The sequence below is a fragment of the Dysgonomonas gadei ATCC BAA-286 genome (assembly GCF_000213555.1).
Lineage (GTDB): Bacteria > Bacteroidota > Bacteroidia > Bacteroidales > Dysgonomonadaceae > Dysgonomonas > Dysgonomonas gadei.
On the sequence record NZ_GL891979.1, the window covers coordinates 926,816 to 942,498 of the forward strand.

13 protein-coding genes are annotated in these 15,683 nt (G+C 38.9%); 9 read left to right on the forward strand and 4 right to left on the reverse strand.

What is annotated here, in order from left to right:
• Window positions 1–77 precede the first annotated feature (77 nt).
• Window positions 78–449, reverse strand: coding sequence for a DUF4372 domain-containing protein (locus HMPREF9455_RS03545; RefSeq protein ID WP_085930881.1), 372 nt, complete (start codon window positions 447–449; stop codon window positions 78–80).
• A gap of 176 nt (window positions 450–625) precedes the next feature.
• Window positions 626–2,272 (reverse strand): diphosphate--fructose-6-phosphate 1-phosphotransferase, encoded by a 1,647-nt coding sequence (locus HMPREF9455_RS03550; RefSeq protein ID WP_006798230.1) that lies wholly within the window; start codon window positions 2,270–2,272, stop codon window positions 626–628.
• A gap of 368 nt (window positions 2,273–2,640) precedes the next feature.
• Here HMPREF9455_RS03550 and HMPREF9455_RS03555 point away from each other — a divergent pair, with 368 nt between their 5' ends.
• The 5 genes from HMPREF9455_RS03555 (at window position 2,641) to HMPREF9455_RS03575 (ending at window position 6,548) form a co-directional block, all read left to right on the forward strand.
• Window positions 2,641–2,988, forward strand: a complete 348-nt coding sequence (locus HMPREF9455_RS03555) for a DUF3836 domain-containing protein (RefSeq protein ID WP_006798231.1) — start codon at window positions 2,641–2,643, stop codon at window positions 2,986–2,988.
• 271 nt (window positions 2,989–3,259) lie between these two features.
• Window positions 3,260–3,697: a hypothetical protein gene (locus HMPREF9455_RS03560; RefSeq protein ID WP_006798232.1), complete on the forward strand. Its 438-nt coding sequence runs from the start codon at window positions 3,260–3,262 to the stop codon at window positions 3,695–3,697.
• A gap of 168 nt (window positions 3,698–3,865) precedes the next feature.
• The gene (locus HMPREF9455_RS03565) at window positions 3,866–4,990 is read left to right on the forward strand and encodes a PCMD domain-containing protein (RefSeq protein WP_006798233.1); all 1,125 of its coding nucleotides are present in this window, start codon (window positions 3,866–3,868) and stop codon (window positions 4,988–4,990) included.
• Window positions 4,991–5,001: 11 nt separating this feature from the next.
• Entirely contained in the window at window positions 5,002–5,766 is a 765-nt protein-coding gene (locus HMPREF9455_RS03570; protein WP_006798234.1) for a porin family protein, read from the forward strand.
• A 143-nt stretch (window positions 5,767–5,909) separates the two neighbouring features.
• Window positions 5,910–6,548, forward strand: coding sequence for an HAD family hydrolase (locus HMPREF9455_RS03575; protein ID WP_006798235.1), 639 nt, complete (start codon window positions 5,910–5,912; stop codon window positions 6,546–6,548).
• Here HMPREF9455_RS03575 and HMPREF9455_RS03580 read toward each other — a convergent pair.
• Window positions 6,532–7,053: an NUDIX hydrolase gene (locus HMPREF9455_RS03580; RefSeq protein WP_006798236.1), complete on the reverse strand. Its 522-nt coding sequence runs from the start codon at window positions 7,051–7,053 to the stop codon at window positions 6,532–6,534. The two genes, HMPREF9455_RS03575 and HMPREF9455_RS03580, sit on opposite strands and share 17 nt — an antisense overlap.
• A gap of 7 nt (window positions 7,054–7,060) precedes the next feature.
• Window positions 7,061–8,092: an oxygen-dependent tRNA uridine(34) hydroxylase TrhO gene (trhO, locus tag HMPREF9455_RS03585; RefSeq protein ID WP_006798237.1), complete on the reverse strand. Its 1,032-nt coding sequence runs from the start codon at window positions 8,090–8,092 to the stop codon at window positions 7,061–7,063.
• 263 nt (window positions 8,093–8,355) lie between these two features.
• On the opposite strand from trhO, the gene HMPREF9455_RS03590 reads away from it, so the two are divergent.
• The 4 genes from HMPREF9455_RS03590 (at window position 8,356) to HMPREF9455_RS03605 (ending at window position 15,681) form a co-directional block, all read left to right on the forward strand.
• The gene (locus tag HMPREF9455_RS03590) at window positions 8,356–9,681 is read left to right on the forward strand and encodes a TolC family protein (RefSeq protein WP_006798238.1); all 1,326 of its coding nucleotides are present in this window, start codon (window positions 8,356–8,358) and stop codon (window positions 9,679–9,681) included.
• Window positions 9,682–9,759: 78 nt separating this feature from the next.
• Entirely contained in the window at window positions 9,760–11,010 is a 1,251-nt protein-coding gene (locus HMPREF9455_RS03595) for an efflux RND transporter periplasmic adaptor subunit (RefSeq protein ID WP_006798239.1), read from the forward strand.
• A 7-nt stretch (window positions 11,011–11,017) separates the two neighbouring features.
• A complete protein-coding gene (locus tag HMPREF9455_RS03600) occupies window positions 11,018–13,345 on the forward strand; it encodes an ABC transporter permease (RefSeq protein ID WP_006798240.1) in 2,328 nt (775 codons plus the stop codon).
• 5 nt (window positions 13,346–13,350) lie between these two features.
• Window positions 13,351–15,681 carry an ABC transporter permease gene (locus tag HMPREF9455_RS03605; RefSeq protein WP_006798241.1) on the forward strand — a complete coding sequence of 777 codons (2,331 nt, stop codon included), beginning with the start codon at window positions 13,351–13,353 and terminating at the stop codon, window positions 15,679–15,681.
• Window positions 15,682–15,683 lie beyond the last annotated feature (2 nt).

Below are 15,683 nucleotides of genomic sequence, written 5' to 3' on the forward strand. Positions count from 1 at the left end.
AACTATCTGTTTCCTAGGTCTAACAATACTGTGTATTATTGGATTTATTCAATCAATGAGCTTTAAAGAAAAATTTTCTAAAAACAATCTATACTACGTACTTCATTGGCTTTAGATAAATTACTACGTGTTACGCTTTTTCCAAATCCAAGATGATAAAACTTTTTCTTATGCGCATCAAGTATCCCTATCAAATCCCGAAGGCTTTCCCGATTAGATAACTGACCAAAAATCAGAACTAAAAGGTGATTCCAACAAGTAAATGATTTTACATATTTATTGCCTTCGTATTTATCGACTAAACAATCAAAAGCTCTCTTGGGCAGAAATCTACATAATTGAGTAAAAACGTAATGTCCATTGTGCATTCCTACTATCATTTTGTTACTTCTAACAAAAATAGAGATTTGAAATGTACACGTAAAAAAAACGAATATTATTAATTGCATATCAAATAATTACATCGCTTGTTAATGTTTTTTAGTGGACACTAGTGTGTGCAATACGCCCCTACAAGCCTTCAATAAAGATTAAATAATTTAATGCATTTGTTCTAATATGCATGAATAAAACAAAAAGGCACGGAATTTCTTCCATGCCTTTCCTATATATATTGCGGGGTAAATTATTTACCTTGTTCCAGTTTTAATGTGATTGTAGGCTGGTCGCATACTTCAGTTGGTCCGAAGTATTGTATCGGTCCCGGATAAACAAATTCTGTACCCACAGCCCAAGCTTCACGATTTGCTACCAGATATTTGAACGGAGCACCATCGAGTTCAACAAGAGCTTTACGAATCACAGGCTTCATTTCACCATGACGGCGTTCCATGTTCATCATCATTGTCACAGGTACACCACCCGCTACCCATTCACTGGCCGGAGCTGTAGTGTTACGTACCGATGACATATATCCTGTTTTGCCTGCACCAATAAGGGCAGCAGCAGTATAACCCAAAGAATAACAATAGTCTGCATCATAATTTGACGGAGCAGCACAACGCCCTTCATATCCGAAGAAATGCACTTGCGATGCAAATTTACCGCTATATTTTCCTTCAGCTTTCATTTCAGCAAGTTTGTTACCTACCATTTCGGCCAGTAACTTTTCGGTTTCGATAAGAGAAACCTGTACATTGCCATGAGGGTCACGGTCGAGTGTCAACTGACGGGCAACGCCATCGGGAAGGCTTGCAAATACTTTCGCATTATCGGCGGATAAGTTCTTTCTGATATAAGCCAGTTGTTCATCTTTAGGCACTGCATTGAATTCGTCCTGATGATGCGCAAGGAAATCATTCAATTCTGAAATAAGCACTTTCATCGCCGGAATGAACTCGATAAGCCCTTCCGGGATAAGCACAGTACCAAAGTTATTACCATCGGCAGCACGGCGTGCCACAGCTTTAGCTATATCTGTCACAATATCGTCAAGGGATAGTTTTTTAGCTTCCACTTCTTCCGAAATGATACAGATATTAGGCTGTACCTGCAATGCACATTCAAGTGCAATGTGAGAAGCCGAACGACCCATCAACTTAATGAAGTGCCAGTATTTACGGGCAGAGTTACAGTCGCGCTGAATATTACCGATAACTTCGGCATATACTTTACATGCTGTATCGAAACCGAACGATGTTTCTATCATTTCGTTTTTAAGGTCGCCATCGATTGTCTTAGGACAGCCGATCACCTGTACCCCTGCATTGATAGCTTTGTAATATTCAGCCAATACACATGCATTTGTATTTGAATCATCACCACCAATAATAACCAGCGCTTTGATATCCAACTTTTTAAGAATTTCAAGACCTTTATCAAACTGTTCTTTCGATTCCAGTTTGGTACGTCCCGAACCTATGATATCAAAACCACCTGTATTGCGGTATTCATCAATAATTTCACCTGTAAGTTCTTTATAATCGTGGTCTACCAATCCGCCGGGTCCCATAAGGAAACCATAAAGGCGACTGCCTGAATTTAAGTTTTTGATTCCGTCGAACAGACCTGCAATTACATTATGTCCGCCGGGAGCCTGTCCTCCAGAGAGGATAACCCCTACATTGATAGCCGGATAGTTTGCTTTCTCTGAAGCTTCTACAAACTTAAGAGTAGGCATTCCATATGTATTAGGAAATAACTTCTTCACCTCTTCCTGGTCAGCTACCGATTGTGTTGCTGCACCTTCTTCAATTTTCACAGAACCATACAATGCTTTTGGCATTTTTGGTTTATAAGCAGCCCTGGCTACTTGTAAAGCACTTTTTACCATCGTTTTTTTATTGGTTTATATAGTTAAATTTATTCAGCTCTTTTTAAGGCTCGCAAATTTCGTCATTTTTTTTCAAATATGAAAGACTTTTCAACCCATATCTGCCCCATTTTTATACAATAAGCATTGTTTTTTTGATATAATCTTCTCTTTTGATGGATTTGCTTATCCTTTTATTATTTTTAGTTATATCCGATCATCAAAATATATCTTTTTGATAGTAAATATAACCAAAAAAACCCAAATTATAAACGCAAAATATATCAAATTAACTATATTTAACTACATAATAATGACTATTTGATAATTTTTCTTTCTTCTATATAAGAAAACAATATATCTTTGCAGTACTAAATTAATTTTGAATCATGAAAACAAAAACTTTATTTTCGTTATTAGCTATTCTTTTCTTTTCTGCAAACATTTTTGCAGGCACTCCTGAAACCATCACATTTACTAATGTGGAACAGACTGAAGACGGGTGTGTGAAAGAATTTATATTTTGTGACAAAAACACAAACGCTCCATTGACAAAAACTACTTATGTCTATGATGCAACTAATCGTATGATGGAAAAAGCCACTTATGAATGGATGGGCGAAAAAGGATGGACAGGTGTTCAGAAGTATAAATATACTTACAATGCCGAAAATCAACCTCAGACTCCAACTATGATCAAGTGGGACAAGAAGTCTAACGATTGGGCCAAGAAATAAAAAAACTTCACTCACTACATATATAAAAGCCCTAAGACAAAGATTCTTTTAATAATTTAAGTTTAAAATTATTCCCGAATAGCTAAAGTGGATTATATGACGCCGCCCTTCTTAAATAAGAAGGGCGGCTTTTTTATGTACAACATTTTCATTTTATTCTCTTTTATAATAGAATTTCTGTAACCTTTTTCTACCAATCTCGTCATATACATAGAAAGCGCTTATAAAAAATTTCAATCAGTGTAAAACCAGTTTAACAAAAAGTACGATTATGAAAGCAAAAGTTTTAACATCAATAATAATATTCTTATTTCTATCAGTAGGTGTTTTTTCTCAAAATAAGAGACATAGTGATGTAAAGATAAGTAAAGATGAGAGTGGATATACAACTAAAGAGTCAACTCAGTATCAACGGACAAAGGCTGTATCAAAAGTTATTTACCTATACGACCCTAGCGAAAAGCTGATAGAAAGGACAACTTATCTCTCAGAATATGGTACAAAATGGATTCCCGCCCAAAAGTACAGATACGAATATACCAGTGATGGGAAAATAGCCAATATAATCCAGACAAAATGGAACCAAGAACAGAAGATGTGGGCTCGAAAGTCGCAATGTATAGCACATTCGTATGGCAATAAAGGGACTGTGATAAGGCAAATAACCATAGACACAAACAATGATAAGTTGCTGACTATGAAAGAATAATATTTACACAGGATATTCCCATAAACAAATAAGAGCTTTTCTCTCCATTTATGAGAAAAGCTCTTGTTATTTGCATAAAAGAAAGGTAATAGTAGCTTAATATTCAGATTTTGGGCAAAATGTTAACAGAAATATTTACCTTTGCATACTATTTTTTAATCGAAATGTATGAGATCTAAATCATTTTTAACCCTGAATATCATCATTGCCCTGACATTGAACTCATGTATTCAGGATGAACCTTTAAACAGAGAAGCTGACATCACAGATGTAAAAGTAGAAGGAAATACTTTTATTTCGAGTATTATATCCGACGCAAACGATCAAGTCCAAATATTTGTAACCAGTGATGCTGATCTAACAAATCTGGCTCCTGTAATCGAAGTTTCTCCGGGAGCGACCATTTCTCCGGCATCGGGAGTGGCAATGGACTTTAGTGAAGGTAAAGAATATACAGTTACTTCCGAAGATGGAAATTATTCGAAACGATATACTATCAATGTCAGCTCCAATATAGATTTGAAATACGACTTTGAAGACTGGGGTGAAGCCGGTGTAAGCAGCCGTAAATATCCCATATTATTATCCAATCATAATGCATGGAGCACAGGTAACTCCGGTGTTGCTATTGTTCTGAATGCAAATCCATATCCGACTGAAAAGACGACAGACTCTTATTCCGGAACATATGGAGCTAAATTACAAACCATTAAAGGACTGTATGTATCTATAACAAATATGAATATTCCTATATTTGCCGGTTCATTGTTCTTAGGCGAATTTAGCCCAAAATTAGAAGACCCCCTACTCTCCCTGAAACTGGGGCGGATGTATTCACAGGCAAATGGTAAACCTGTAACTTTCACAGGGTATTACAAATATACTCCGGGACCTGAATTCACGGATAAAGACGGCTATCCTGTTGCCGGAAAAGTAGATGAATGCAGCATATATGCCGTAATATTTAAAGTAAGTAAAAATGCGTCCGGACAGAATGAATATCTGGATGGCAGAACGGTGTCGACCTCTGACAAAATTATAGCCAGAGCTGATTGGAGTAGAGAAACAAGTCATATTACCGATGAAGAAGTGGATAAAGGATTTTACAAATTCACTATTCCATTTATATACAAAGAAAATGAAAAAGGGGAAAAAATCGATTTCGATTTCGAAAACAACAACTATAAACTGACAATCGTTTTATCTTCCAGTCAAGACGGTAACCTCTATGAGGGAGCAATAGGCAGTACATTGATTGTTGATGAACTGGAAATATTAACCGAAAGTTTTTAAAAAGGAAAAATATGAAATTGAGATCTTACAATATACTATTTGCTTTACTTCTTATATCAGCATTTTCGGCAAGTATATCCGCCCAGATACAGGATAAGAAACCGCTCGATTTGTCATTCCTCCTGGGATTTAATATTGGAGGTACAGCTCCGCTGCCTCTGCCTGCGGAAGTGAGAAAAATCGAAAGTTATAATCCCAAATTTAACCCGCAATTGGGATTCAATGTGGTATACAGCCTCGATGACAAATGGGGCATCGGTGCTGGCGCCACCCTCGACTGGAAAGGTATGAGAGTAAGGGACGAAGTGAAATATATGAAGACCAGTGTTGTCCTCACCGAAGATGGTAGCCGTCTCAGCGGTTATTTTGTAGGAAAGAATATGACCAATGTGGACATGACTTACCTCACCATACCTATCTATGGAACATACAATTTTAATAACAGATGGCAGGTACGTCTGGGTATATATGCAGCAAGAACACTGTCGTCCAAGTTTAACGGAAAAGTTTATGATGGCTATATGCGTATAGATACCCCTGTAGGCCAAAGGCAGGAAATAGATGGGGAGGGAGCCACATTCGACTTTAGCGATGATACCCGTGACTACGATTTCGGATTATTGGGCGGAGGCGAATTCCGGCTTACTAATCGTATCGGATTTTACGGAAGCGTTACTTGGGGGCTGGTTCCTTATTTTTATTCGGGAACAAACCCGATCGAATTCAAGATGCACAATATCTATGGTACAATAGGCATCACTTACAGATTGAAATAAAAATATACAATACTAATTACCGGGAGATGAATTCAAATTGAATTCATCTCCTTTTTTGTGGTTCATACCGCTTATTCATCCTCAGGTTGCTTATCAAAATATAAAGTCTTACCTTTGCATCGTAAAAAAACAACGATATAGACATGACTAAAATTTCAACGGTTCTTTTCGATTTCGACGGAGTTATTGCTGACACCGAACCTCAATATGATATCCATATCGAAGATTTGGGTGAAAGGTACAATCTGGGTATAGAAAACTTTGCTTTACAGGTGAAAGGTACGACTTCACCCGATATACTGAAAAAGTATTTCAGCCACTTATCTCAGGAAGAACAAGACAAGATAGCTCAAGAACTGGAAGATTTTGAACTCAACATGGATTTCCCGTTGGTTGACGGCGTGATGGACTTTATCAAATACCTGAAAGATAACAACTACAAAACAGGTATAGTCACCAGCTCCCAGGACTTCAAAATGAAAAGGGCGCTCGATATTCTTCAATTATCCGATACGTTCGATGTAGTAGTCACTGCCGCGCGTATCACCGAAGGAAAACCTAACCCGATGTGCTACAAACTGGCAGCTCAAGACCTGAATTCTTCCCCGGCAGAATGTATCGTATTCGAAGACTCACTGCATGGCATACGGGCTGGTCAGGATGCGGGAATGAAAGTAATCGGACTGTCGACTACTATACCGCACGAAGTATTGATAGAAAGGACAGAGAATGTTGTTCCAAATTTTTCTGATATGCAGCAGATTATCAAATATCTGAACTGATTCCGCTCAGTCCTTTGTTCAGAAACTTAATAAAATCCAGTTCAAAGTTTGTCGTAAAAATATCTTTACCCAAATTGGACTGGATTTCTTCTATCTTCCAGAAGCGCCCGTCCGACAGTTCTTCCCTGTTTAAAATAAAATCACCATTATATATCGTATAGAAACAATAACTCAGTTCCCGTTCCTTCTCCGTTTCTATAATATATTTTGTGATAAATATCGGCTCTATATCCGAAAGGCCTAATTCTTCCCGGGCTTCGCGCCAAGCTGCCATATACGGCATTTCATCCAAATCTATATGTCCGGCAACCGACGAATCCCATTTGTTGGGCTGTACATCTTTTGTCGGGGAACGCTTTTGCAGATACAAATCCCCTTCCGAATTGAATATATGCAAGTGAATAACAGGGTGTAAAAGCTTCGAACCATCGTGGCAGACACTGCGCGGTGCCTGTCCGATTATATTGCCTGTTTCGTCAACAAGCGGAAAAATTTCTTCCGGCATAATTATATTAGTCTTTGAACAAAAGGCTTTTCGAGCGTCCTTTCTTAAAGATCATAGTACCATTTCTGATGCCCTTTCGTATCACCTTTTGCTGTTCATCTGGCAAAGATACAATATCCTTACAAGCATCACAGCAGCAGCCTTTCATTTTTTCCGCACATTCATCACATTGGATGAACAGCAGGTGGCATCCGTCATTCTCACAGTTGGTATGTGTATCGCAGGGTTTTCCACACTGATGGCAATGAGCGATTATGTCTTCTGTGATACGTTCCCCCAGACGGTTATCGAACACAAAATTCTTACCTGTAAACTTCGATTCCAGCCCTTCCGCTTTTACCTGACGGGTATATTCGATAATACCGCCTTCGAGCTGATAAACATTCATGAATCCCTGATGTTTGAAGTACGCACTGGCTTTCTCGCAACGAATACCGCCTGTACAATACATTAACAGCTTTTTATTGTCTTTATAGTCTTTCAGTTGCTCGTGTATGATAGGCAGTGAGTCACGAAATGTATCCACATCAGGAGTCATAGCTCCTGCAAAATGCCCTATTTCGCTTTCATAATGGTTCCGCATATCTATTACAATAGCATCCGGATCATCCATCATGCTGTTAAATTCTTTTGCCTTCAGGTGTATGCCTATATCAGTGGGATCGAAAGAATTATCATTCAGCCCGTCGGCCACAATCTTATCCCTTACTTTTATCTTGAGTTTCAGAAAAGATTTGTTATCATGCTCTACAGCTACATTCAGCCGTATTCCTTTCATAAACGGATATGTATCCAGGAAATCCTTAAAAGCTTCCATATTAGCAGCCGGTAATGATAACTGGGCATTGATGCCTTCCTTTGCCACATAGATGCGCCCAAGGACATCCAATTCATCCCAACGGATATACAATTCGTCTCTGAACTGCTGCGGATTCTGTATGTGTGCATATGTATAGAAAGACAAAGTCAATCGTTGAAGCCCTGCATCATCAATGAGTTTAGCTCTTTCTTCTGCGCTTAATGTATTATATAATTGCATTTTATATAAATATTAATTTAGAATAATTACAAATAAAAAGGCAAAGATATACAGGATACAACTAATAGTACCAATTTTCCATATCAATAGTATTTATACGACATAGATGAAGAAACCTTAGTCTATTGTAATAAAATTTGACAAACACTGTAAAATTATTTTACACTTTTTAAATATCCAAAAATACAGAAACAATTACACATCAGACAATTATCCACTTTGGCACGACTTTCGTTCTTAAATATTAAAAATGCAATAAAATTATGAAATATATAATCTTCACTATTGCCCTCTTTATAGGTCTTATAACTAATGCCCAGGAAAAGAAATGGACACTGGACGAGTGTATGCGGTATGCAATAGAAAACAGCCCCAAAAAGAACAAACAAGATGCTCAAAACAGCATCTACCACCAAAATTTTCTGGAAGCTGTGGGGAAACTTATACCATCTTTGAGTGCAAATACCAATGCATCGTTCAATTTTGGACGCGGACTGGATTCTGAAACAAATACATACACCGATATCAATTCCTTCAGTAACAATTACAGCCTTTACTCGTCACTTGTATTATTCGATGGCTTTTCGAATATTAATAAAATGAAAATGCAAAAGGTGAACAAACTGATGGGTAAACAGCAATTGCAGCAGACTAAAGATGCAATAGCTTACGAAACCATGGAGGCATTTATCAATGTCGCATATTCTATGGATATGGTAAAACTGGCTGAACAACAACTTGAAGAAAGCACAGCTAACGTAAAGCAAGTCAAACGGATGGAAGAACTCGGGATGAAAGGCGCGGCAGATGTAGCCGAACTTGTTGCCAAAGAGGCTACCGATAATTATAACCTGACACGCCAGAAGAATCTTTTGGTAATAGGCATTATTGTATTAAAAGAAAAAATGAATTTTCCTATCGAAGACGATATAGAAATAAGCAATACTGTTTCAGATGAACTAATAACAAAGACTGAAGAAACTGCGCTCTCCATTTTTGAAAATGCAAAGTCTGTCAATCCGAAAGCGATAGCAGCCGAATCTGCATTTCAAGCCCAACAATTAGCTTATAAGGCGGTAAAAGGAAGCTTCTCGCCCACTCTGTCGATGGAAGCCGGTATTTCTACGAATTTTTCCCGTTATATGGACGGCAGTGAATATTCTTCATTCAAAGACCAAATGAGGGACAAACGCGGGCATTATATCGGATTCTCTCTTTCTATTCCTATATTCTCAGGCTTCTCACGTTCTGCTCAGGTAAAAAGAAGTAAGGCTCAAACAGTCATAGCGCGTAATGAACGCGACGAAACCCTGCGCACACTATATAGTGAGGTAGAACAGGCCATTGCCGATATGAACGGGCTGGCCGACGAGTTTTACCAGGCAAAAAAACAAACTGATGCCATGACCGTCGCCCATAATGTAAATCAACGCAAATTTACAGAAGGACTCATAAGTGCGATAGAATTGTATACCAGCTCTAACCGCCTGTTACAGGCAAAAGTAGATGAGTTGAATGCTCGCCTGAAATATGAGTTGAAGCATCGTCTGGTAGATTATTACAAAGGCACTCCATTCATCACTGAATAATGCAAATGAAGGAATATGTGTATTTTGAATTAAATTATAAGCGAAGCCAAATTTTGAAATTTTGAAATAATAAATCATATGGATATTAAAATAGAAAAGAAAAAAGGAATACAGAAAAAGCATATACCTTTCATTGCCGGAGGTATCTTTTTACTTGCTGTTATCGGTTGGTTCATATTTGGTAATCATGCATCAAAACTGAATATAGAAAAAGACAAGGTTACTATACAGGAATCTACTAAAGGTATGTTTAACGATTATGTCCGCATTCCCGGACAGGTACAACCTATCAATACAATTTTTCTGAGCGCCATAGAAGGAGGTATGGTGGCAGAGAAGCTGATAGAAGAAGGATCGGATGTACATCAGGGAGACGTTATAATCCGTCTGACAAACCCCATGCTGAGCCTTTACATACTCGATAGTGAGGCACAACTGGCCGAAAAGCAAAATTTTCTTCGTAATACACAGGTATCGATGGAACAGGAAAGACTCAGTCTGAAAAAAGAAAAACTACAACTCGATATGGATGTAGAGCGCAAAAAGAGAAAGTATGAACAGTACAAGCAACTATATTCCGAAAAACTGACATCAAAAGAAGAATATCTTCAGGCTAAAGAAGATTACGACTTTGCTGTGGACGGGCGGGTATTGATTGTAGAACGTCAGAAGCAGGATTCTTTATATCGCGGTATTCAGGTAGACCAAATGGAAGAAAGTTTGCACAATATCCGTAAGAACCTCGTGCTGGTACGTCAACGCGTGGATAATCTGAATGTTAAAGCCCCTGTGGATGGACAATTAGGAGTGCTGGACGTAGAAATAGGACAAACCGTCGCTTCCGGTGAGCGTATAGGCCAGATCAGCGTCTTATCCGATTATAAGGTAGAAGCCATGATTGACGAACATTATATAGATAGGGTAAAACCGGGATTGGACGCTACATTTGAACGTCAGAACAAAGATTTTGCCCTGCGTGTAAGGAAAGTATATCCGGAAGTACGGGATAAACAGTTCAAAACCGATTTTGTATTCGAAGGAGAACGTCCCGACAATATCCGTGCAGGACAAACATATTATATAAATCTCCAGTTAGGGCAACCAGCCGAAGCTATATTGATACCACGTGGCCCATTCTATCAGACGACCGGAGGACAATGGATATTCGTTGTTGTACCGGATGGCAGCAAGGCTGTAAGACGTAAAATAACAATAGGCCGTCAAAACCCGAATTATTATGAGGTAACAAGCGGTCTGGAATCCGGCGAAAAAGTGATTACATCTGCTTATGACAGCTACGGTGATATACAGGAACTGATACTAAAGTAAAAGCACTATGAATATATTAAGGTCTTACAAACGTACCCGCTATTTTTTATGGGTGAATATAACAGGGCTGGCCATTGGTCTGGCAGCATCTATCATGCTACTCTTGTTCATCATAAATGAACTGAGCTATGATAAACATCTGGCAAATAAAGAGCGTATTCTCAATATGGTAACTATGCTGGAAGAGAATGGCAATACCCACACATACGGTATAACCCTTCGCAAAGCGTACCGGGAATTGCCATCAAAAGTACCGGGAATTGAAGCAGCTACACAAATATATGATGCCGGCAATGTAGAGGTTATCAACAAAGACGAACATTTCCAGAACCTGAGACAAGTATATGCTGACCCTGAATTTTTCACTGTTTTCCCGATGAAATTCATAGAAGGAACTCCTCAGGCTGCATTAGAAAATATGAAATCGCTGGTTCTCACCCGGTCAAAAGCAGAAGCCATGTTCGGCAGTACAAGTGCAGCCTTTGGAAAAACGCTTAAAATCGGAGAAGACGAAGTTATTGTATCAGCCGTAGTTGAAGAATTGCCTAAGAATACACATTTTACCTTCGATGTATTAGGGAGGATACCTCAATATATGGAAGAGTTTGGTGGTCTGGAATTTGTCGTGTATTATCTGATAAAACCGGATGTCTCGACAACAGATGTTTCAGCAGCCATTGAAAAAGAATATAGTTCGGAACTGGAACCTTGGGCGTCTTACTTCAATGGCAAAGCTCACGGTACTATACAGAATGTAACCGATATATACATGCATTCGTTATCTGCAGACCGGTTCTGGAAACAAGGCAGCATGACTTTTATCTGGCTATTGTCGGGGCTGGCTCTGTTTATCCTCATTCTAGCCATTACGAACTTTATCAACCTCTTTATGGCACAGGGCGAAACACGCTTGAATGAAATAGGGATACGCAAAACGAACGGAGCCCGTATAGAAGATATTATCAGACTATTTTTCAGGGAAGTTTCTGTCATTGTATTTGGTGCGTTCCTTATCGGGTTTATTCTGGCTGTGATATGTACACCATACTTCGCCGATCTGATAAGAAAGGATATAGACCTTATACAATTGGTAAACCCTTTATTTATTCTGTGTATTATAGCGCTTTTCATTATTACGGTTATACTGTCGGCATTTTACCCGGCATTTTATCTTAGCCGTTTTAGTCCGCTGGACATCCTGGGTAAGCGGATCAAATTATCGAAACGCAGGCTAAATACGATTGTCGTAGTCATACAGTCTATTATTACTATCATACTTATTTCCTTTATATTAGTTATCGATAAACAAAGTAATTACCTGCAAAATATTCCGTTGGGATATAATCCCGACAAAGTAGTAAGTTTCCCTACAACAAGAGCTATAACAGAAAGCTATGAAGCCGTAAAACAAGAACTACTCACTCTGCCTGAAGTAAAAATGGCAAGTGGTGCCCATCACACAGTCGGTGTTGGAGGCAGTGGACAGGGTATTGCACTGTTGGACAATAAAGAGAAAAGTTTTTCGATAAACGAATACAGAATAAGAGCCGGATTGTGCGAACTAATGGGATTTCAGCTACTTGAAGGAGAGTTCTACAGAGAAGAGACACCCGATAGCATCCGCCAGATAATAGTCAATGAAGCCGCAATAAAAATGCTGGGACTCGATTATCCGGTTACAGGCAAACAGGTCGACTATAAAGGAATAGCGGAAATCGTAGGAGTTGTAAAGGATTTCTATTACGACAACCCGGCCAGTACGGTGCAGCCGATAGTGCTCAGCCGTATCAGATGGGGAGGCCAGATTTATATAAAATTCGATGAAAATGTAAGCAGAAACAAAGCGGAAGAGATAACCCAGAACACCCTGCGGAAATTCGATCCCAACTTCTATCTTAATCCAAAGTGGAGTAAAGATATTTATGACCAGAAATTCAATACCATCAAGACACAGACGAAAGTGATAGCTATAAGTTCATTCCTTTCTATTCTCATTGCTACATTAGGATTGATAGCTATGCACCTGTACACGACCATGCGGCGGATAAAAGAAATCGGGATACGAAGGGTAAACGGAGCCGATAAAGCAAGCATTTTCACATTGCTCAGCCGCGATATCGTTATCTGGATTTGTGTAGCGGGAGTTATTGCCGTGCCTGTAGTTTATTATTACGCAATCGACTGGCTCAATAATTATACAAACCACACATCTCTCGGCTGGAGTATATTTGTATTTCCTGTACTGATCCAATGTGTTATAGCTATTTCAGTGACCTCGTTGGTTAGCCTTAGGGTATTGTCACGGAATCCTATAGAAGCATTAAAAAACGAATAAAGATTATGATACTAAAAAACTTAAAGACATATTTCAAGTTTTTGTCTAAAAACAAATTTTACACTTTTGTTTCCATCTTCGGATTCTCCGTGTCTCTGATGTTTGTCATACTGCTGAGCCTGTACACCCGGCAAGAATTATCTGTCGATAACTTCCATAAAAAGAAAGACAGAATCTTTCTGATGTCTCACAATTATGAAGCAAATTTTGGAAATACGGTAGCCCCATTCGTAAAAGACAAATGCCCCGAAGTAGAAGCATTCTGCAGAATGCATTCCCGCTCTGTCTTTGTAGGAGATAAAGGAACCGAAAAGTTGATAAGCGAAGCGATATTTGCCGATTCCACGTTTTTCAATATATTTTCATTTAGACTGATAGAGGGAAATCCGTCCCAGGTACTTGTTACCCAACGATCGGTTGTTGTTACCCAAGACTATGCACACAAACTCTTCGATAAAGAAAATCCTATGGGTAAAACTTTAAATATAGATAATAGGGAACATACCATAACGGGGATAATGGAAAATATTCCGCTAAACTCTCAATTTCCGCAATGCGACTTTGTGGCCAGCTACTCATCCATCACCAATTATTGGTCCGACGAGATACTCACTACAAGTAACAACTTCGGATTTACAACATATTTTTTAGAAAAAGAAGGTGCCGATCTTCAATCGAAAATTCCTTTGCTACTTCAACTGTTTAAAGAAGAATTTTGGTTCTATAAGAATGGATTTACAGATAAACTCGAATTCATACCTTTGGAAGATGTATACTTTACCGTTAAGAGCTCTTGGGGATTGGCCATAAAAACAAACAGCAAGGATCTTATAAAGGTATATGGTGCAATAGCGATTCTGATATTGATTATAGCCACACTTAATTATATCAACATGACCGTTGCTCAAGCCGGATTCAGAGGGAAAGAGGCAGCCATCAAGAAACTGTTGGGGGGCAGCAGAGGAGGCATAATGGTTCAGTTGCTGAAAGAATCACTGTTGATGACAGTCGTCACATTCTGTCTGGGGTTGGTATTGGCACTTATTTCCGAACCGTTTTTCAATGAAGTGCTAACGACCAAATTGGAGATGGTAAAGCAATTGACGGTATCAACTATCTTTGCTGGTATTTTATTTATATTGTTTATCTCTCTGGTATCGGGCTTGATGCCGGCTCTGATTATTTCCAAATTCAATCCGCTGGAAATTGTCAAAGGTACTTTCACTCGAAAGATAAAATCATCATATTCCAAGGGGCTGATTATTTTTCAGTATATTGTAGCCATAGCCTTGCTCATTTGCAGTTTTTTCATAAAACAGCAATCTGACTTTTTGGGCAATTATGATTTGGGGTATCAGCACGATAATGTCTTCTCCATGTATGTGGATTTAGATACTGTACAAACAGCGGGGTTCAGGAGTAAGCTACTTTCTATCCCGGGTGTCGACAAGGTTTCCTTCTCTTGTGGAAATCCTATGGACAGAGGCAATAACTACTCTTTCGAAAAAGACGGAGAACAATACAGTACGCAAGAAATATTGGCCGACGATGATTTTTTTGATGTTTATGGCATTTGTTTTACACCCTCCGATGTCCCTTTTACCGAAAAATCATTGCTCGTAAATAATAATTTATTCAATTCTCCGCTGGCCAATAAGGGAGATATGACAATAGAACTGGGGCATAATAGCGAGCGTCTACCCATTACAGGCATTTTGAGCGATTTCCACATCGGTTCGTTGCACGAAGACAGAAGATACCTGAGGATCAGAAAAAAGACGAACGGAATGCGGCCTTGGGGCGTCAGCGTCAGAATAGATGGGGCTGCCGACATATTTGTTGTGTCTGATAAGATACAAAAGGAGTATATAGCCTATACCGGAGGCGAGCATGCGCGCTATCCCCAATTTGCCGATAGTATAATCCAAGACTGGTACAAAAAGGAACAGAATCTGTCCAAAATACTTTCGGCTTTTACGCTCCTCACTATTCTCATTTCCGTGATGGGTGTATTTGCCATGTCGCTTTATATGATCAAGCAAAAAGAAAAAGAAATAGGAGTGAGAAAAGTAAGCGGGGCAACAGGAGGTCAGGTACTGTGGATGCTCAATAAAGAATCATTGATAAGAGTTCTTATTGCCTTTGTCATAGCTTGTCCTATTGCCTATTATATGATAGGCGAATGGTTAAACGATTTCTCATACAGAATCTCACTCAATGAGTGGACATTTGCCGTTGCGGGGAGTATTATTGCTATTCTAACGCTTATCTCTGTGAGTTATATGACATGGCGGGCTGCACAGGCAAATCCAGTAGACTCATTAAAAAATGAATAATC